Genomic DNA, 17,918 nt, shown 5'->3' with positions numbered 1-17,918 from the left:
CCCCACGGGCGTCGAGAACCCAAGAGAAACTCATCACGATGAAAACCGAAATGCTCATCAACGTCGCGCAGCCGGAAGAGTGCCGGATCGCGATCGTTGAGAACGGCCAGCTCGAGGAGCTCTACACCGAGCGCTCCAGCCAGGACAACTACGTAGGCAACATCTACAAGGGCCGGATCGTCAACCTCGAGCCGAGCATCCAGGCGGCGTTCGTCGACTTCGGCGTCGGCCGCAACGGCTTCCTGCACATCAGCGACGTCGAGCCGCAGTACTTCCGCCAGGCCGGTTTCGACCCCGACTCCGTGATTCACAACGACGGCACGCAAGGCGTCGAAACGGACCCCGAAGACGACGAAGAAGATTCGGCCGAGGACGACGGCTGCGACGACGGCGACGAGGGCGAGGGAGGCGACGCCCCCGTGGCGACCCGCCGCAAGACCAAGCCGCGCGAGAAACGCCGCCCCGGCGTGCGGCCACGCGTCAAACCGCCGATCCAAGACCTCTTCCAGCGCGGCGACGAGGTCGTGGTGCAGGTGATCAAGGAGGGCATCGGCACCAAGGGCCCCACGCTCTCCACTTACATCAGCATCCCCGGACGCTACCTCGTGCTGATGCCCGCGCTGGGACGCATCGGCGTGTCGCGTAAGATCGAGGACGACGACGCCCGCCGCCGCCTGCGCGGCATCCTCCGCGAGCTCAACCCGCCGAAGGGCTTGGGCTTCATCGTCCGCACGGCCGGCACCGACCGCACGAAACGCGACCTGTCGCGCGACCTCGCCTACCTGCTGCGGCTGTGGAAGCTGATGGTCCGTCGGATCAAGACCCAGGAGGGCCCCGGCGACCTGTACGAGGAGAGCGACATCGTCATCCGCACGATCCGCGACATCTTCTCCGGCGACATCGACGCGATCCACATCGACGAACCCAAGGCGTACGAACGCGCCAAGGACTTCCTCTCGATCACGATGCCGCGCTACACCAACCGGCTGCAGCTCTACGAGGGCAAGGAGCCGCTGTTCAACAAGCACAAGATCGACGTCGAGATCTCGCGCATCAACGACCGCAAGGTGCCCCTGAAGGGGGGCGGCTCGCTGGTGATCGACCAGACCGAGGCGCTCGTGGCGATCGACGTTAACTCGGGCAGCTTCCGCACCTCGGGCGACGCCGAGGAGTCGGCCTACAAGCTCAACATGATCGCCGCCAAGGAGATCGCCCGCCAACTGCGGCTGCGCGACCTGGGCGGGGTGGTCGTGAACGACTTTATCGACATGCGACGCGAGCGCTACCGCCGCAACGTGGAACGCACCCTCAAAGACGCCTTCGGCCGCGACCGCGCTAGAACCAAGATCTTGCGCACCAGCCCGTTGGGCCTCATCGAGATGACCCGCCAGCGGATCCGGCCGAGCCTCAAGCGCAGCGTCTACCGCGAGTGCCCCGCCTGCCAAGGAACGGGCCTCGTCAAGTCGGCCGAGAGCATGGCGATCGAAGCGGTGCGTGTCCTCATGCGGGCCGCCCAGGTCGACCGCGTGGCGAAGATCACCGTGCGGGTCGAGGAGGGCGTCGCAACGTACCTCAACAACCGCAAGCGGCGCGAGCTGACGCGGTTGGAGGACGAGGGCTCGCTCGAGATCCTCGTGCTCGGCAGCGAGGGCGCCAGCCCCGAGCACCTCAGCGTGCAGTGCGAAGACGAATCGGGCCGCGAGCTGCGGTTCGATGTGGGCTAGAAGCCCCGCGTAGTTTGGCCCCCCATCAGACTGAGCTCACTCAGCTCCCCCTGGCTAACCTCTGAAGGCTAGCAAGGGGGGAGCCAGCGCTCTTGCGCGGTTTTCTGGGATGCTGGTGAGCACGACAGCCCAAGTCGTTTGGGTTCTATGCCTGGCGCCGACGGTCCGGTCTGTATGCGTGTGGCCAGCTCAAGTCAGGCGATTTAGTGAGGATCTCATGAAGGCCTTGCGAAGAGTCCCTGAAAATCATCGCAAACGGGATCGCCAAGGCTGGGCGTAAATGCCCAGGCTGCGCGGTTTGATTGACTGTTAATACAGGGCTGAATAGAGTGCAAAGGAGTCCTGAGTGCATGCTGTCGGCCGGAGGTCTGACCCGGCCGACAAGTGACTCGTCCACTCGTTCGTTCTTAGCTCCCGATTCTTTGGCGTGCTCGCAGAAAGAGATGCAACGCGCTGCGGGGTGGTTGGCCGATCCCCCTGCTGTTGTCCTTCTCTGTTGCAAGCGGCCGGCCACGGTTAGCTCGGCATGTCTTCCGGTATCGCGACACGAAGCGTTTGAAGTGTCCACGCATCGTTCTCGCCCTCCCTCCGCTCCCGCCCCACGCACGTTGCCTCCCCCTTATGACGCCCCGCATTTTTAGATCGTTGTGCTTGGCTTCGGCCGCGGCTTTGGTTGTTTTGGTCGCTCGGATCGCCGCCGCGCAGCCCGCTCCGCCCAATGTGATTGTGATCTTGGCGGACGACCAATCGTGGAACGGCACCTCCGTTCGTATGGATCCCGACATCCCGGGGTCTGCGAGCGACTTCTACCAGACGCCGTCCGTCGCCGCGCTGGCGTCGCAGGGCATGCGATTCAGCGACGCGTACTCGGCCGCCGCGGTCTGCTCGCCGACCCGGGCCGCCCTGCTCACGGGCATGAGCCCGGCTCAGGCTTACATGACGGACATCATCCGGCCCAACATGGAGACGCGCGACTTCTCGAGCAGCCCGCTGAAGCCGGTGGAGTGGCGCCGCCTCGACGCGACGCTTGAGACGCTACCCCGGCGCGTCGAGGCGGCCGACTCGCGGTACGTGACCGGGCACATCGGCAAGTGGCACCTCAGCCCGGACGACCCGCTTCAGATGGGCTACGACATCGGGTTCGACCCCGTGCGCGCCGGGGGGGTCGGCGCGAACGACCCCGGCTCGGTGTTCGCGAAGACCGAGGCCGCGAAGCAATTCCTCGACGACCGGACGGCCGCGGACGAGCCCTTCTTCTTGCAGCTCTCGCATTTCGCCGTGCACACCCCGATCGAGGGCCAGCCCGAAGTCATCGAGAAGTACGAGAACCTCCCCCCGGGGACGGTCCACAACAAGAACCGCTACGCCGCGTTCACCGAGGCGCTCGACACCGGCGTGGGCGACCTGCTCGACCACCTCGACACGCTCGGCCTGTCGGAGAACACCTACGTGATCTACGCCTCCGACAACGGCGCGCGAGACGTGAACTCCAACAACGACCCTCTAAGCGGCACGAAGGCCCACCTGCTGGAGGGGGGGATCCGCACCCCCTTGATCATCCGGGGCCCCGGCATCACGCCGGGTACGGTCAGCCGCGTGCCTGTGTCGACCACCGACTTGTACTCGACCGTGAGCGACCTGGTCGGCAACGCCACGCCGCTGAGCGAACAGATCGAGGGCGCCAGCCTGAGGCCCTTATTCGAGAACGACGGCGAGCTCCCGGCGGGCATGGAATACTTGGAGCGTCAGCACGCCGAGGGAGGGGCGCTCTACTTCCACAACCCGCACAACGCCGCTAACGGGGGCAATTACCGCATCCGCCCCACGTCGGCGGTGCGCGTGGACGACTACAAGCTGCTCCGCTTCCACGGTGAGAACGGCAATCCCGACCGCGACTACCTGTTCAACCTCGCCGACACGCTCACCGAGACCGAAGACAACGGGTCGACCGACCTGGCGGCGGCCATGCCCGAGAAGACCGCGGAGCTCGGCCAGATGCTCGACAACTGGATCGAGAGCACCGACGCTTCGCTCCCCTACGCGGTCGAGAAGCCGGTCGACCTCACCTGGCGGGCAGACGAAATCGGCCAGCGCGATCGGGTCTGGAGCTCGGCGGAGGACATCAAGCACCGCTGGCGCGAGTCGTGGGAGGTGATTGAGGAGAGCCCGGCGCCCGCCACGGAGGCGATCGCGACCCACCTGCCGGGGGCGCCCAAGCAGGCGTTCTCGTTCGACGGGCAGAGCCGCTTCGGGCGGCGGTTCTTCGATGTCTCGGACCAACGGGAGCGATCCCCCAACACGCGTTACCCCACGGGTGAGGCCGACTTCGACCGCTCGGTCGCCTTCGAGCTGCTGGTCCGGGTCGACGACCTCAACGGCGAGCAGGTGCTGTTCGAGAGCGGCACGACAAGCCACGGACTGTCGCTGACGCTCGGCGACGACGACAGCGACGGCGTCCACGACGAGCTGAGGATGCGCGTCCTCTCCGACTTCGGCGAGAGCCTCTCGGTCACCGGAGACATCGACGACTTCGCCTCACCGACCGAGGACTTCGTCCAGCTCACGGCCGTCTACAACGACGACCCCACGGGCCGCTACCTCGAGCTGTTTGCGAACGGCAAGAGCATCGGCCGCGCCGACGGCGTGGCGGGGGACGGCACGGTTGACGACCGCGGCAGCCTCCTCTGGGACCAGTACGACCCCGGTTTCGCGATCGCGACCCTCGGCGGCGAGCGGCCCGAGCTTGTGGGCGGCAATTCCGGATCGGGCCCGCTGCCGTTTACCCAGGGTTGGCTCCGCGGCGAGATCGCTTCGTTCCGCTACTTGAACCACGCGATCGACTCGCAGGCGGTCCAGAGCAGTTACGCCGCTCTGCTTTCGGACCCGGGCTTCGGTGTCGTCTCCGCCAGCGGCGACGCGCTGATCCCCGGCGATCGGTCGGTGAGTGTCGCCACGGGCGACCTCGAGATGGACGGCGCCGTGCGAGTGATCCACGAGCGGGTCGACCGGCTCGACTCGAGCCTGACGCTCGACATCGCCGCCGTGGCGGGAGAATCCGCCATCGCCAGCGACTCGGCCGACCCCTCTTCCGTGGTCCTTGAATCGGGAACGGTTTACTCGAGCTACCTGTTCCACTTCGACTCCGAAACGGACGAGTCGGGAGGGGTCGAGCAGCTGAGCGGATCGGTCAGCTTCGACACAGAAATCTTGGGAGTTCTGTACAAAGAAACGACTCTCGACGGCGTCGAACTCGCCATGGGCGTTGCGGGCGAATTCGAGCTAGGCGACCGTTCGCTCGAACTCAACGGCTTGGGAGTATTCGAGTTCTCCGAAGATCTCATGACACTCTCTTTCGATCTGGCGGTCGACAGCTCGCTGCTGACCCAATTCCGAGTGCTCACTGCGGCGTCGATCTTTGTCGAAGGCGATTACAACGGCGACGGACAAGTCGACATGGCCGACTACGACGAGTGGGTGAACCAATTCGGCGTTGAAGGCGACTCGTTGGCCGACGGCAATGGCGATGGGCGGGTCAACGCGGCCGACTTCACGGTTTGGCGCGACAACTACCATCCCGTGTCGCAGCAGAGTGTGCCGGAGCCCGCGGCCCTCTGCCTGTTCTCCGTGAGCTTGGGGGGGTTGGGTTTGCGTCGGCAACGCCGGTGAGCCAATCTACCGCCGCAGTCTCGCTCAAGGGGTTTTTAGAGCGCACTACCCATAGCCGCAGCGTGTCTTTTGCCTAATCGACGCCGGTTCACGCCGTCGTGAATGCTGCGCATCCCCGATTCGCACGATGCGTGCGGCGGTTTGGTTTTCTTGTTCGGTAGGTGGCAGCGCCGTCGGTGCGGAACGCATTGCTATACGACAGAGGCTACAGCTGATTGCAGAACAGGCGTGAGAGTCTTACGCGGTAGTCGCGTCTGAAGCAGCGCCGACGCCAGCAGGCAACTGGCGAGGCGCCCGTTCGTGTTGGTCGACCGGCTGCCAGTTGATCCGTGCTGAGCCAGTTGGCGGCGCGTGTTTTTTAGGCGTGGGGGCGTTCTGACTCGGGGGCGGTGGGCGTATGATGTAGGGCCCCCGCACGGTTGACGCCGTGGCGGCAATCGCACGGAGCCCTGCTCGGCATGCATCACGATCGAACCGAGGCGCAGCGCGCCGCCCCCCAGCCAACCGATTCGGTCGCGTTCGACATCGTCGACCCGGACGAGCGGTTCCGGGCGCTGACCGACTGCACGCCGGTCATGATGTGGATCTGCGGCGTGAACGGGCGGGCCACGTGGTTCAACCGGGCGTGGCTGGAGTTCACCGGCGCCCCCCTCGAGGAGCAACTCGGCGACCGCTGGACGGAGTTGATCCACACGGACGACCGCGGGCGCACGCTCACCGAGTACGAGTCGTCTTTCCACGCCCGGCGGCGGTTCTCGCTGGAGTGCCGGCTGCGGCGTCACGACGGCGAGTACGCCTGGGTGCTTGTGAGCGGCGCCCCGCTGTACGCCACGAGCGGATCGTTCGCCGGCTACACCGGCTCGTGCGTCGACGTGACCGAGCGGCGGCGGTCGGAATTGGCCCTGCAGAGCAGCCAGCAGCAGCTGCGTGCGATGTTCAACCAGGCGGCCGTCGGCATGGCGATCGTCGACCTGAGGGGCCGCTTCGAGGAGGTCAATCAGCGGCTCGCCGAAACCTTGGGATACGCGGCCGAGGAGCTCGCCAAGCTGTCGATCGAAGAGGTCACGCACCCCGACCACCGCCAGCTCACGCGCGACAACATGCGCCGTCTGCTCTCGGGCGAGATGACCTCTTACCAGCAGGAGAAGCGCTATTTGCGCAGAGACGGCTCCGACGTGCTGTGCCTCAAGACGGTCAGCCTGCTGCTCGACGAGCGGGGCAAGCCACAACGCTTCATCGCCGTGGTCGAAGACATCTCCGATCGCCGGCTCGCCGAGAGGCGGATGCGCGAGAACGAGCACCGCCTGCGGCTCGCGTTGCGGGCGAGCGGCTCGGGCGTGTTCGACTGGGACCTGGAGGTGGGCAAGATCATCTGGTCGCCGGAGCTCGAGGAACTCTACGGCCTGGAGGAGGGCGACTTCGAGGGCGATATCGACGGCTGGCGGCGACGCGTCGTGCCGGAAGACGCCGAACGTGTGACCAAGCAGATCGAAGACGACATGGCCGCGGGGCTGGACGAGTGCTCCTACGAGTTCCGCGCGGTGCTGCCCGACGGGCGGCGGCGGTGGCTCGCGGGCGAGGCGGCGTTCTACTACGACGACGCCGGCAAGCCGCTGCGGATGATCGGCGTGAACCTCGACGTCGACGAGCGCAAGAGGTTCGCCGAGGCGCTGCGCGAGAGCGAAGAGCGGTTCCGCATGCTGGCCGACAACATGGCCCAGTTCGCCTGGGTGGCCGACGCCCAGGGCTGGATCTTCTGGTACAACCAGCGCTGGTACGACTACACCGGCACCACGCTCGAGGAAATGCAGGGCTGGGGCTGGCGCGACGTGCACCACCCCGATTACATCGAGGGCGTCGTCGAGCGGCTCCAGTACTCGTGGGACACCGGCGAGCCGTGGGAAGACACCTTCCCGCTCCGCGGCAAGGACGGCGAGTACCGCTGGTTCCTGTCGCGCGCGTTGCCGATCCGCGACGCCTCGGGCCGCATCTTGCGTTGGTTCGGCACGAACACGGACATCACCGACCAGCGGCAGGCCGAGGAGGCCCTCAAGGAGGCGGACCGGCGCAAGGACGAGTTCCTCGCCATGCTCGCCCACGAGCTGCGCAACCCGCTGGCGCCGATCCGCAGCGGGCTCGACCTGATGGCGCTCGAGGGGCAGGGCGCCGGCGACCTTGTTTCGCTGATGCAGGGCCAGGTGGGCCACCTCGTGCGGCTGGTCGACGACCTGCTCGACGTGTCGCGCATCATGCGCGGCAAGATCGAGTTGCGGCGCGAACCGGTCGAGCTCGGCGCGCTGATGCGCAGCACGGCCGAGGCGGTGCGGCCGCTCCTGGAGACGCGCGAGCACGAGCTGGTCGTCGCCACGCCCGACGACGACGTGTGGCTCGACGCCGACCCGGTGCGGATCGCCCAGGTCATCGAGAACCTGCTCAACAACGCGGCGAAGTACACCCCCAACGGCGGCCGCATCGAACTCGTGGCCGAGGCCGACGAGTCGCGAGCCACGGTCGCGGTCCGCGACAACGGCGTGGGCATCGACCGCGAGTTGCTGCCCAACGTGTTCGAGCTCTTCACGCAGGCGTCGCGGTCGCTCGACCGCTCGCAGGGGGGGCTCGGCATCGGGCTGACGGTGGTCGAACGCCTGGTGCACCTGCACGGCGGCCGCATCTCGGTCCACAGCGACGGCGTCGGCCGGGGGAGCGTGTTCACGGTGCGGCTGCCGCGGGCCGAGGCGCCGGCGCCCGCCTCGCCCGGGACGGTGGAGGAGAAGCGGGTTCGGCCGCTGCGCATCTTGGTGGTCGACGACAACGCCAGCGCGGCGTACATGCTCCGCCGGTTGCTCGCCAAGCTCGGCGACCACCGCATCGAGACCGCCGCCGACGGGCCCGCCGCCCTCGAGGCGGCCGCCGAGCAACGGCCCGAGCTGGTCTTCCTCGACATCGGCCTGCCCGGCATGGACGGCTACGAGGTCGCTCGCCGGCTGCGGGCGGCGCCCGGAACGCGCTCGGCCTGGATCGTCGCGCTCACCGGCTACGGCCAAGCCGACGACCGCCGCAAGAGCGCCGAGGCGGGGTTCGACCACCACCTCGTCAAACCGGCCGACATCGAAGACCTCGAGCGGCTGCTGGCGGATCTGGCGTAGCGGCGTGGCTCGCTTAGATGGCGGCCCGTCTCTCAGGGCGACAGGTAGACCGCGATCGGGTTGAGCGAATCGACGCTCTCGCAGAGTATCTTGGCGGCGATGAGCAGCGGCACGGCGAGGAAGATCCCCACCACGCCCCACACCCAACCCGACAGGAACACGGCGAGCAAGATGACAACCGGGTTCAGGCCGTTCGACTTGCCGAGCGTGTAAGGGGTGATCAGGTTCGCCTCGACGCCGTTGGCGCCCAGGTAGATGAGCGGCGCGAGCAGCGCTTGGCCGGGGCTGCCGAGCGACGCCATCGCGGCGACCCAAACGGTCAGCGTGCCCGCCACGAGCCCGACGAACGGGATGTAGTTGAGCAGCATCGCCATCACGCCCCACAGCACGGGGTTCGGCATGCCGATCAGCCACAGCCCCAGGCCGATCACAGCGCCCAGACCGGCGTTGATCAGCGTGATCGCGCCGAGGTAGAGCGAGATGCGGTGCTCGATTTCACGCAGCACCTCCACAACCTCGCGCTTCGCCCGGCGCGTGGGGGCCAGCTCGACGGTCTTCTCCAGGAAACGGTCGCCCGCCGAGAGCAAGAAGAACAGCAGCGACAGGCAGATCACCCCGCTGGCGAGCACCCCGCCGGTGCTGCTCATCAGCTGGCTGGTGAGCGGCGGCTGCTCGACGCGCACCGCGATCGGGCTCGCGGCGCCGGGCGTCTTGGTCATCTCGGCCACCTCGTCGCGGGCCTTCTCGATGCGTTCGAGCGGCTCGAAGTAGCCGCTCATGTCGCGGCCGATCTTGGCCAGGTCGCGAGGCGCTTGGGAGATCCACGCCTTGGCCGGTTCGGCGAGGTAGGTCGCCCCGGCGCCGAGCACCGCGACCGAGACCACGAAGATCAGCGTGGCCGACGCCGCGTTGGGCAAGCCGATCCTCCGCAAACCGCCGACCACCGGCTTGAGCACGAAACTCAGCATCACCGCCAGGGTGATCGGCATGAGCACCGCCTTGGCGAAGTAGAGCGTGTAGAAGAACGCCAGCCCCGCTAGCAGCACTAGCGACGTGGTGCGCCACTTCCTCATCCGCGCCTCGTTCTCTGCGTCCTCTTCGTTCTGTTGGGGGTCTTGCTTGCCAGCCGGCTTGTCTCTTGCCGCTTCGTGGTTTTTCACCGGGTCACGACGCTTGTGATTGGCCGCGGCAACGGGTGCGGGAACGGGCGCGGGTTGGGATTCGCTGATTTCGACGGTCATCGTGGCGACGCGCGTCGTTGACCGACACGCTCTTAAGGTTCGAAGGGGATCGCTTATTGCCCTCGCTTCTCAGGCAATTGGCGTGCCGCCAGCCGGACCGGTCGTTGGTTGCCCGTTGCTGGCGTCCAGCAGCGGGGCGCCTGATGCGGCCCGCTCCGCTGGGGCGGTCACTCGGCGACCAGTCTGGGCTTGCGCTGCTCAGTTGCCGTGGGCGGTCCACGGGGGCGGCGCCGATTTCTCGGGCGATAGAGGCGTGATGCAAGGCGTTGCCGATCGTGGCGCGGCGTTTGCTTTGGTCCCCCCTGCTTCCGTCACCCAAGCGTCACCCACACACAAATCTGTTCACTACACCTCCACCAAACGGAGTCTCACGATGATCACCGAACAACAAATCGATGGCGGCTGGAACGAACTCAAGGGCAAGGCCAAGCAGAAGTGGGGCCAGCTCAACGACGACGAGCTCAGCCAATTCGAGGGCCAGGCCGACGAATTCATCGGCTTGATCCAGCGCAAGACCGGCGAGGCTTACGCCGAGGTTGAGAGCTGGTTCAACCAGACCTGCGACGACTGCCGCCCCTATTACGAGCAAGCAGTCGCGGCCACGCAGGAATACGCCCAGAACGCCGCCGCCGCCGCTGGCGACACGGTCGACCACGTCCGCCAGCAGGTCGCCGCGGGCCACCACGAGGCCGAAGAGCTGGTGCGCCGCCGTCCGACCGAGTCGATCGCCGTCGCCTTTGGCGCCGGCATCATCGCCGGTGTGGTCGTTGGCCTGATGACCCGCTCGCGCTGAGCAAGCGGCCGAAAGTCCGCCCCCGCGTATCACGGGGCGTGCTTGGACCTCTCGCACACGCGTCACTCCAACCCACGAGAAAACAATGGACAACCAAAACCAACCGTGCGCGGCCACCGAGGCGTGCGACACCGTCGCGGCCAAGGCCAGCAACTGTGTTCAGGATCACCCGGACGCGGCCGTCATCGTCAGCGCGGCGGCCGGCATGCTGGTCGGCGTCGCGCTCAGCACGCTGATCGCCGGGCCGTCGCAGCCGAAGAGTCGGTTCTCCGCCTACGGCGACCGCTTGCACGGCTACGGCGATCAAGCATCGTCGATGGCCGGCTCGCTGCGCGGCTCGATCGAAGACGCGATCAGCAACGGATTCCGCTCGCTGCAAGGCGTCGTGAAGAGCTGAGTCCCGCAGCCGCAACGGCCTCTCTACGAGGAAAACCCAACCGATGCCTGACCCCCGAAGACCGGTGTTCGAATACCTCCGACAAAAGCAAGCCGCGCGCTCCATGGCCCGGCCCAGCACGCCGACCAGTGGCCCGTTGCCTAAGCAGGGAGGCCCCGCGAAGGGCGACCCTACGACGGGCGGGCCCGGGCGGCAAAGCTCTGAGCATGCGCCACCGGCGTCGCCCCCCGGGGCGGCCGGCGACGCGTCTCCTAGCGACGCTGAGGCCGAGGCGATCCGCCTGCGGATGCAGGACGTCCGCCGCCAGCTGCACGACGACGTGGTCGTTGTGCGCGAGCAGGTATCGGACGCGTTCGACTGGCGTACTTACGTCGAGCGTTACCCGCTCGTCACGGTGGGGGCCGCCGCGGCCTTGGGATACTTCCTGATGCCCAAGCGTCGCCCCACGCCGCGCGTCGAGCTGACCGACAGCCAGTTTGACAAGCTCCACAAGAAGGGCAAGATCACGGTCGAGAATGCCGCGACAACCTCGAGTGGCGGCTCGACAAGCGACAGCGACAGCGGCAAGTCGTCCGCGGTGAAGAGCGCCATCGCCGCGGCGGGCGCCGTCGCCTTGCGAGCGGCGGTCGGCCATGTCGTGGGGCACGTCACCGAACGCTACGCGGCCAAGCAAGCCGGCGACGATAGCTCGGCTAGCGGTGGCCCCGGCGCCGCGGATGCGGGCTTCGCGCAAACGCCGCAGCACGGCAGGCGTTTTTAACGCCCCCTACACGCCACCGCCAATGTCACGTTGAAACCACCATGATCACTCAACCCCCTGCGCCCATCGCGATGAGCGAACTCGATCGCCCGCCGAACGACGACTCCGAGTTCGATTTCGAACTCGCCGCCTCGTACGTACGACGCACGATCGCCGAGCGACCAGCCGCCGCGTTAGCGACGGCCCTCGCCGCGGGTCTCGCCATCGGGTGGGTATTGAAAAGATGATTGCACCTCACCCAACAGAACCCGAACAGCGCCGCGCCGCGGGCGCCGCCCGCAACGGCGGCCCTTCGACGGCGTCGACGTTCAAACGCGCCGGCGCCTCGTTCGGCGAGCTCGCCCTATTGCAGTGGCGGCTGCTCAAACTTGACCTGAAGCGTGGCGCTCGCAAGCTCGGCCAAGGAGCCGCCTTCGGCGCCATCGGGCTGGCCTTCGTGCTGGGCGCGTTTCCTGTCGCGCTCTTCGCCGAGGCGCAGTGGCTGATCGCGGCCTTTGGCCTGAGCCCCATGGCGGCCCACGCCATTGCGGCCGCTAGCGGCGCGCTCGTTGGCCTAGCCCTCGCCTACGCCGGCTACCGAAAGTTGCATACCGGCTTGCGGGCAGCTTCGCGCTCGCTTGACGACCTGGAGAAGAACCTCACTAGCATCGGCGCGAGTCGAGGTGAGGCCCCGCGATAGAAGATAACTGACAAGAACCCACCGACCCTGACCTCTGATCCCCCACTCCTAACTCATAGCAAAGGAATCGTCCGATGTCCGAGACGACCACCTATCCTGAAACGAGCCGGCCCTCGAGCCAATCGAAATCTTCTGGCCAATCGCAGAGCGCTGGCGTCGCGTCGCGCTACAGCCAGCCGAGCCCCGAAACGCCGCCCGACATGGTGACCTACCTGAAAGACTACGCCCGTGCGAAGCCCGACGTGGCTGCGCTGTGGTGCTTTGGCGTCGGCTTCGTGCTCGGCTGGAAGCTCAAGCCTTGGTGATCCGCGACGGGGGAGGCCGCGAACTCAGTCGCGGTTTTTCCTCCACCGTTTCATCTTTCTTCCCTCCGCTCGTGAGCGCGTCGTACCGATCGTTTAGGCGATGGCGGGGCGTCTCCGAACGGAAGCTGATTCGACGGCTTCCTCTATTACAATTTTTCCTTGCTGACCGAAAAAGATTCTCATGCGCGCGCTCTGCTGGCACGGCCGACACGATGTTCGGGTCGACACGGTTGAGGACCCTCAGATCCAAGACCCCCGCGACATCATCGTCAAGATCACGTCCACAGGCATCTGTGGCAGCGACCTGCACCTCTACAACGGCTACATGGGGGGCATGCAGGCGGGCGACATTATCGGCCACGAGCCGATGGGCGAAGTCGTCGAGGTGGGCGCCGCGATCACCAAATTCGCCAAGGGCGATCGGGTGGTCGTTCCGTTCACGATCTCGTGCGGCTCCTGCTTCTTCTGCGACCGTCAGCTCTTCTCGCTCTGCGACGAGTCGAACCCCAACGCGGAGAAGGCGGCCGAGATGATGGGGCACTCCCCGGCCGGCCTGTTCGGCTACTCCCACCTGCTGGGCGGTTTTCCCGGTGGGCAGGCCGAGTACCTGCGCGTGCCGTACGCCGACGTCGGTCCGATCAAGGTCCCCGCCGGCCTGAAGGACGACCAAGTCGTTTTCCTGTCAGACATCTTCCCCACCGGCTACATGGCGGCCGAGAATTGCGACATCGAAGCGGGCGACACCGTCGCGGTGTGGGGCTGTGGCCCGGTCGCCCAATTCGCCATCCAGAGCGCGTGGATGCTGGGCGCAGGCCGCGTGATCGCGATCGACCGCGTGCCGGAGCGGCTCGCCCTGGCCGAGAAGCATGGCCGCGCCGAGACGATCAACTTCGAAGAGCAGGACGTGTACGAGGAGCTGATGCAACGGACCGACGGCCGCGGCCCCGATCGCTGCATCGAGGCGGTCGGCGCCGAGTCGCACGCCGCCGGCGACCTGAAGGAAGCGCTCGACGACGCCCGCGAAGCGGTCCACCTGCCGGCCAACCACCCCTACGCGCTGAGCGAGGCGATCAAGTGCTGCCGCAAGGGGGGAACCGTGTCGGTGCCCGGCGTCTACACGAACACGCTCAACGACATGCCGATGCACAGCCTGATGAACAAGGCGCTCACGCTCCGCGGCGGGCAGACGCACATGCAGCATTACCTCGAGCCGCTGATGAACAAGATCGTCGACGACGGCTTCGACCCCTCGTTCGTGATCACCCACCACGCCACGCTCGAAGAGGCCCCCGAGATGTACAAGACCTTCGAGCAACGCAAGGACGGCTGCATCAAGGTGGTGCTCAAGCCGTGAGTTGATATCAAACCGAACAACCAAGGGGGTGGCGGGGGCGCACCCGTCAGGGAAGCCCCCGAGCTAGCCAAACCGAGTCTCCGCTTCACGGGGGCTTCCGCTCCGCGGTGCGCCCCCGCCACCCCATGGGAAGCAGCTGAGGCTTTTTCGTTTTTTGAGCCATGAAGAACGATGGGGTGGCGGGGGCGCACCCGCCAGGGAAGCCCCCGGGCTAGCCAAACCGAGTCTCCACATCACGGGGGATTCCGCTTCGCGGTGCGCCCCCGCCACCCCATGGGAAGCAGCTGAGGCTTTTTCGTTTTTTGAGCCATGAAGAACGATGGGGTGGCGGGGGCGCACCCGTCAGGGAAGCCCCCGAGCTAGCCAAACCGAGTCTCCACATCACGGGGGATTCCGCTTCGCGGTGCGCCCCCGCCACCCCTCATTGATACGCTAGCCATTCCGAAAGGTTGTTATCAGCCGTTGGTTATCCATTCCGGTGGGATTGGGTCAGGAGGCAAGCTATTCAGGGCGCCACCCTCAAACCAACCCGCGCTGGACCACTCCCAGTCGGCAGCTCTCTCGACCAGGCCCTTCCGGACCGGATTGAGGTGTATGTACTCGATCATACTTTCCAGTGTTGATGGCTCCACCACATTCCGATCGTAGCCGCCGCCGCGTTGCCAGAAGTGGCGTTCCGAGCGGCTTCCTCTCTTTCCGGACAGTCGGGCAACCCAGGCGGGGTTATTCTCGGTGAGATAGGCGAGCGCCTTGCGAGACACGGGCTGCTTAACCGCCTTGAGAAACTCGTCGACGCGATACTCGTGTCCATCAGGCCGGACGATTAGATGAGCGTGATTCGGCATGAAGACATAGGCCCACAGCCTGTAGTCCAACTCAGCGCAAGCATTGCGGATCGAGTCGGCGAACCAGAGACGTACCCGGTTCGCCTGTAGAAAAGCGTAGCCGTGGTAGCAACTGAAGGTCAGCTCATGTGCGTGACCCGGAGTGTTGATCGACTTGCGAGGCATGTCGTTATCGTAAACACGCTGCACAAGCCGATCACGTTTTGACGGTAGCAGCTAATCGGGGGTGGCGGGGGGCGCACCCGCCAGGGAAGCCCCCGAGCCAGCCGAACCGGGTCTCCAAATCACGGGGGGCTTCCGCTCTGCGGTGCGCCCCCGCCACCCCATGGGGAGCGGCTGTGAGTCCTCCTCAAATGATGGCCCAAGAATACTTTTACGTGACTTATCCGCTTACGACGGACCCCGCTGCGCTCCGCTAATCGACCTGATGGCAACGACTTGGAACAAAATCGCCAGTGGCCAAGAATCGCTGCTGCGCGCGGCCCAAAAGCGATTGTCGAAATTAAGGTGAATCGCTCGTTACAAAGATAATTGGGCGCCGCAGGGGGGCGTTTTTGCGGTCTGGCGGCCGGTTGGGAGGGAATACCCTGGTTTCCCGCAGGCCGGCGGGGGCCGGATCGTCGTAAGTCCTTTGGTTTGGCGGCGAAGCTTTTCTGCAGGCCCAGCGGCGAGGGGGGGTTTTTCGGCTGTTTTTAGCCACTTTCCGGCGCCCCTCGACTCACGGGCCGCGGGGCGGTAAACTGCGGGGCTTCCGACCAGACACCCACGCCCGCCGTGCCCGCAGCGTGCTCATAAGCACCGCCGGCCGGGGCACTTAGGCCGAAGCTGGCCCCCAAGTACGTAGCAGGAAAACAAGACCGTGTACGCGATCATCAAAGACGGCGGACGCCAGTACAAAGTCGAAGAGGGCCAGGAACTCGCCCTCGATTACCGCGAAGCCAAGCCGGGCGACAAGCTCGAACTCGGCAGCGTGCTGGCCGTTGGCGCCGGCGGCGACCTGAAGTTCGGCGCCCCGCTCGTCGACGGCGCCAGTGTGGCGGCCGAGGTCATCGGCACCACCCAGGGCCCGAAGATCGTCGTCCAGAAGCTCCGCCGCCGCAAGAACAGCCGCCGCAAGACCGGCCACCGCAAGATGTTCACGAAGGTGAAGATCGGCAAGATCACCGCCTAGCGCGGCGGTCGAACAGACAGACACAACTCAAAGAGCCGCCGGCGCCCCTCGGGCGCCGGCGGCTCTTTTTGCTTTTCTCCATCCCCCGCAGGGGGAGGGGGATAATCGCGCGTCACCGCTGCGAGGCTGTGGGGCCGTCGACCGCGTTGAGCGGGAAGTTCTTCGCCACCGCGTCGCCCTCGGCCTTGATGCAGTAGAGGTACTTGCTCGAGCGGACCAGCATCATGCCGTCGCTCAGCGCCGGGGTGGCGCTGAAGTCGCCGCCGTCGGCTAGCTTGTTGACCGCCGCTAGGTCGTACTCACGGCCGAGCCGCACGACGTGGAACGTGCCGTCGCGGCCGGTGTTGTAGAGGTAGTCGCCGGCCACGACGGGCGAGGCGTAGCCACGGCTGCCGCCGCGACCACCACGCCGGCCACGGCGCCGCGGGGCGTCGCCGGACTCTCCCGCCTCGCCCTCGGCCGCCTCGGCAGGAGCGTCGGCCTGCGGGGCCTCGTCGACCACCAGGCGTTCCTGGTAGACCTCTTCGCCGGTGGCGGCGTCAACGCAGTTCATCATGCCGCGCGACGACCAGTAGATCAGGCCGTCGTGAACGAGCGCCGTGCCGATGCCGCCACGGAGGTTCTCGCGCCACTCGACTTGCGACTCTTCGACTTCGCCCGAGCCTCCCGCCCGAACGGCCATGGCGCCGTCGCGGCCGGTGATGGTGTAGATCACGCCGTCGGCGGTGATGGCGCTCGACGAGACCGAGTCTCCTTCACCCGCCGGGCAGTTCCACAGCACCTCGCCGGTCTCGGGGGCGAGGGCGAGCACCTTGCCGGGCACGGAGAGCACCAGCTCGGTGCGGCCGTGGGTTTCGACCAGGATGGGGGTGCTCCAGACACCGTCCCAGCCCTCCTCGGCGTAGCGCCACACCACGGCGCCGGTCGTCTTGTCGAGGGCGATCAGGGCGTTGCTCTCTGCCGTAGCGGAGCAGATCAGCAGGTTGTTGTAGAGGATCGGGCTGGCGGCCGAGCCCCAGTCGTTGCGGCCTGAGCCGTCGCCGCAGTCTCGGCGCCAGAGCTCCTTGCCGTCCATGTCGTAGGCGAGGGCGCCCGACTTGCCGTAGTAAACATAGACCCGCTCGCCGTCGCTCGTGGGCGTGTGCGAGGCGTAGCCGTGCTGGGTGAACATGCCGCTGTATTCGTCTTCGGGCAGCTTGGCGGGCTCTGTGGCGGACCAGAGCTTGTCGCCCGTGGCACGGCTGAGGCAGACGAGCTCGCGCTTGAGGTTCGCCTGGTCGCCCGGCTCGTCGCGGTCGAGTCCGTAGCCGATCCAGCAGGTGACCAATACCTTGTCGCCCACGACGATCGGGCAGGAAGAGCCCGGGCCGGGCAGCTCGACGCGCCAAGCTAGATTCTTCTCGTCGCTCCACTCGGCGGGCGGGGCCGGGTCGGGACTCACGCCCGAGCCGTTGGGGCCACGGAAGCGGGCCCAGTCGCTGGCTTGGGTCGAGGCGACGCTCAACAGCAGGGCGAGCAGCAGAGCGGCGAAGAGCGAGGCGAAACGGGCCATCACGGTGTTTCCTGGAAGGCGGCTTGATGAAGGGACGAAGAGAGGCGACACGGCAAGCGGTGCGACAGCCCCTTATCATGGGAAACCCCGGACGCGGCGCACAGTGTCCTGTAATACGGCCCGATTTTCTGTCATGGGTTTTGCCCCGGGCCATGTGCCCACCCGCAGGCTGGAGCGTACCAGCCACAAGCTAATCCACCCCCTGGCAGGGGGCATCGCGTCAGGTGGCGGTTGCCCAGACGTCCAGGTCGACGCATCCTCACCAGCCCTCAGGGCCGGCTTTGA

14 protein-coding genes are annotated in these 17,918 nt (G+C 66.5%); 11 read left to right on the top strand and 3 right to left on the bottom strand.

Annotated elements, in window-relative coordinates:
- Positions 1-38 precede the first annotated feature (38 nt).
- The 3 genes from Mal64_RS07425 to Mal64_RS07415 all read left to right on the top strand — a co-directional run bounded on the left by Mal64_RS07425 (position 39) and on the right by Mal64_RS07415 (position 8,536).
- Entirely contained in the window at positions 39-1,724 is a 1,686-nt protein-coding gene (locus tag Mal64_RS07425; RefSeq protein ID WP_146398545.1) for an Rne/Rng family ribonuclease, read from the top strand.
- Between the two features lie 621 nt (positions 1,725-2,345).
- Positions 2,346-5,390: a sulfatase-like hydrolase/transferase gene (locus Mal64_RS07420; protein ID WP_146398805.1), complete on the top strand. Its 3,045-nt coding sequence runs from the start codon at positions 2,346-2,348 to the stop codon at positions 5,388-5,390.
- 458 nt (positions 5,391-5,848) lie between these two features.
- A complete protein-coding gene (locus Mal64_RS07415) occupies positions 5,849-8,536 on the top strand; it encodes a PAS domain S-box protein (RefSeq protein ID WP_146398543.1) in 2,688 nt (895 codons plus the stop codon).
- 32 nt (positions 8,537-8,568) lie between these two features.
- Here the strand turns inward: Mal64_RS07415 and Mal64_RS07410 are convergent, their stop codons facing one another.
- A complete protein-coding gene (locus Mal64_RS07410; RefSeq protein WP_197525542.1) occupies positions 8,569-9,696 on the bottom strand; it encodes an AI-2E family transporter in 1,128 nt (375 codons plus the stop codon).
- Between the two features lie 454 nt (positions 9,697-10,150).
- Here Mal64_RS07410 and Mal64_RS07405 point away from each other — a divergent pair, with 454 nt between their 5' ends.
- The 7 genes from Mal64_RS07405 to Mal64_RS07375 all read left to right on the top strand — a co-directional run bounded on the left by Mal64_RS07405 (position 10,151) and on the right by Mal64_RS07375 (position 14,065).
- Complete coding sequence (locus Mal64_RS07405; RefSeq protein WP_197525541.1) at positions 10,151-10,570, top strand: CsbD family protein; 420 nt, start codon at positions 10,151-10,153, stop codon at positions 10,568-10,570.
- A gap of 85 nt (positions 10,571-10,655) precedes the next feature.
- Entirely contained in the window at positions 10,656-10,967 is a 312-nt protein-coding gene (locus Mal64_RS07400; protein ID WP_146398539.1) for a hypothetical protein, read from the top strand.
- Positions 10,968-11,010: 43 nt separating this feature from the next.
- Positions 11,011-11,727 carry a hypothetical protein gene (locus Mal64_RS07395; protein ID WP_146398537.1) on the top strand — a complete coding sequence of 239 codons (717 nt, stop codon included), beginning with the start codon at positions 11,011-11,013 and terminating at the stop codon, positions 11,725-11,727.
- 71 nt (positions 11,728-11,798) lie between these two features.
- Positions 11,799-11,954, top strand: a complete 156-nt coding sequence (locus tag Mal64_RS07390; protein ID WP_197525540.1) for a hypothetical protein — start codon at positions 11,799-11,801, stop codon at positions 11,952-11,954.
- Positions 11,951-12,406, top strand: coding sequence for a phage holin family protein (locus Mal64_RS07385; RefSeq protein ID WP_146398533.1), 456 nt, complete (start codon positions 11,951-11,953; stop codon positions 12,404-12,406). Before Mal64_RS07390 ends, Mal64_RS07385 begins: the two co-directional genes overlap by 4 nt.
- A gap of 74 nt (positions 12,407-12,480) precedes the next feature.
- Positions 12,481-12,711, top strand: coding sequence for a hypothetical protein (locus tag Mal64_RS07380; RefSeq protein WP_146398531.1), 231 nt, complete (start codon positions 12,481-12,483; stop codon positions 12,709-12,711).
- Between the two features lie 181 nt (positions 12,712-12,892).
- A complete protein-coding gene (locus Mal64_RS07375; protein ID WP_146398529.1) occupies positions 12,893-14,065 on the top strand; it encodes a zinc-dependent alcohol dehydrogenase in 1,173 nt (390 codons plus the stop codon).
- A 455-nt stretch (positions 14,066-14,520) separates the two neighbouring features.
- On the opposite strand, the gene Mal64_RS07370 is transcribed toward Mal64_RS07375, so the two are convergent.
- Positions 14,521-15,075, bottom strand: a complete 555-nt coding sequence (locus Mal64_RS07370) for an REP-associated tyrosine transposase (RefSeq protein WP_146398527.1) — start codon at positions 15,073-15,075, stop codon at positions 14,521-14,523.
- Positions 15,076-15,769: 694 nt separating this feature from the next.
- Between Mal64_RS07370 and rplU the strand changes: the two genes are divergently transcribed.
- Positions 15,770-16,081 (top strand): 50S ribosomal protein L21, encoded by a 312-nt coding sequence (rplU, locus tag Mal64_RS07365; protein ID WP_146398525.1) that lies wholly within the window; start codon positions 15,770-15,772, stop codon positions 16,079-16,081.
- Between the two features lie 112 nt (positions 16,082-16,193).
- On the opposite strand, the gene Mal64_RS07360 is transcribed toward rplU, so the two are convergent.
- Complete coding sequence (locus Mal64_RS07360; RefSeq protein WP_146398523.1) at positions 16,194-17,633, bottom strand: PQQ-binding-like beta-propeller repeat protein; 1,440 nt, start codon at positions 17,631-17,633, stop codon at positions 16,194-16,196.
- Positions 17,634-17,918 lie beyond the last annotated feature (285 nt).

This window comes from Pseudobythopirellula maris (assembly GCF_007859945.1).
Classification (GTDB): Bacteria; Planctomycetota; Planctomycetia; order Pirellulales; family Lacipirellulaceae; genus Pseudobythopirellula; species Pseudobythopirellula maris.
This window is presented reverse-complemented; position numbering and strand designations above follow the sequence as displayed.

Excerpts from the sequence above, each read along its gene's own strand:
- Mal64_RS07425 (WP_146398545.1), top strand. The coding sequence starts at position 39 with ATGAAAACCGAAATGCTCATCAACGTCGCGCAGCCGGAAGAGTGCCGG.
- Mal64_RS07420 (WP_146398805.1), top strand. The coding sequence starts at position 2,346 with ATGACGCCCCGCATTTTTAGATCGTTGTGCTTGGCTTCGGCCGCGGCT.
- Mal64_RS07415 (WP_146398543.1), top strand. The coding sequence starts at position 5,849 with ATGCATCACGATCGAACCGAGGCGCAGCGCGCCGCCCCCCAGCCAACC.
- Mal64_RS07405 (WP_197525541.1), top strand. The coding sequence starts at position 10,151 with ATGATCACCGAACAACAAATCGATGGCGGCTGGAACGAACTCAAGGGC.
- Mal64_RS07400 (WP_146398539.1), top strand. The coding sequence starts at position 10,656 with ATGGACAACCAAAACCAACCGTGCGCGGCCACCGAGGCGTGCGACACC.
- Mal64_RS07395 (WP_146398537.1), top strand. The coding sequence starts at position 11,011 with ATGCCTGACCCCCGAAGACCGGTGTTCGAATACCTCCGACAAAAGCAA.
- Mal64_RS07390 (WP_197525540.1), top strand. The coding sequence starts at position 11,799 with ATGAGCGAACTCGATCGCCCGCCGAACGACGACTCCGAGTTCGATTTC.
- Mal64_RS07385 (WP_146398533.1), top strand. The coding sequence starts at position 11,951 with ATGATTGCACCTCACCCAACAGAACCCGAACAGCGCCGCGCCGCGGGC.
- Mal64_RS07380 (WP_146398531.1), top strand. The coding sequence starts at position 12,481 with ATGTCCGAGACGACCACCTATCCTGAAACGAGCCGGCCCTCGAGCCAA.
- Mal64_RS07375 (WP_146398529.1), top strand. The coding sequence starts at position 12,893 with ATGCGCGCGCTCTGCTGGCACGGCCGACACGATGTTCGGGTCGACACG.
- Mal64_RS07370 (WP_146398527.1), bottom strand. The coding sequence starts at position 15,075 with ATGCCTCGCAAGTCGATCAACACTCCGGGTCACGCACATGAGCTGACC.
- Mal64_RS07360 (WP_146398523.1), bottom strand. The coding sequence starts at position 17,633 with ATGGCCCGTTTCGCCTCGCTCTTCGCCGCTCTGCTGCTCGCCCTGCTG.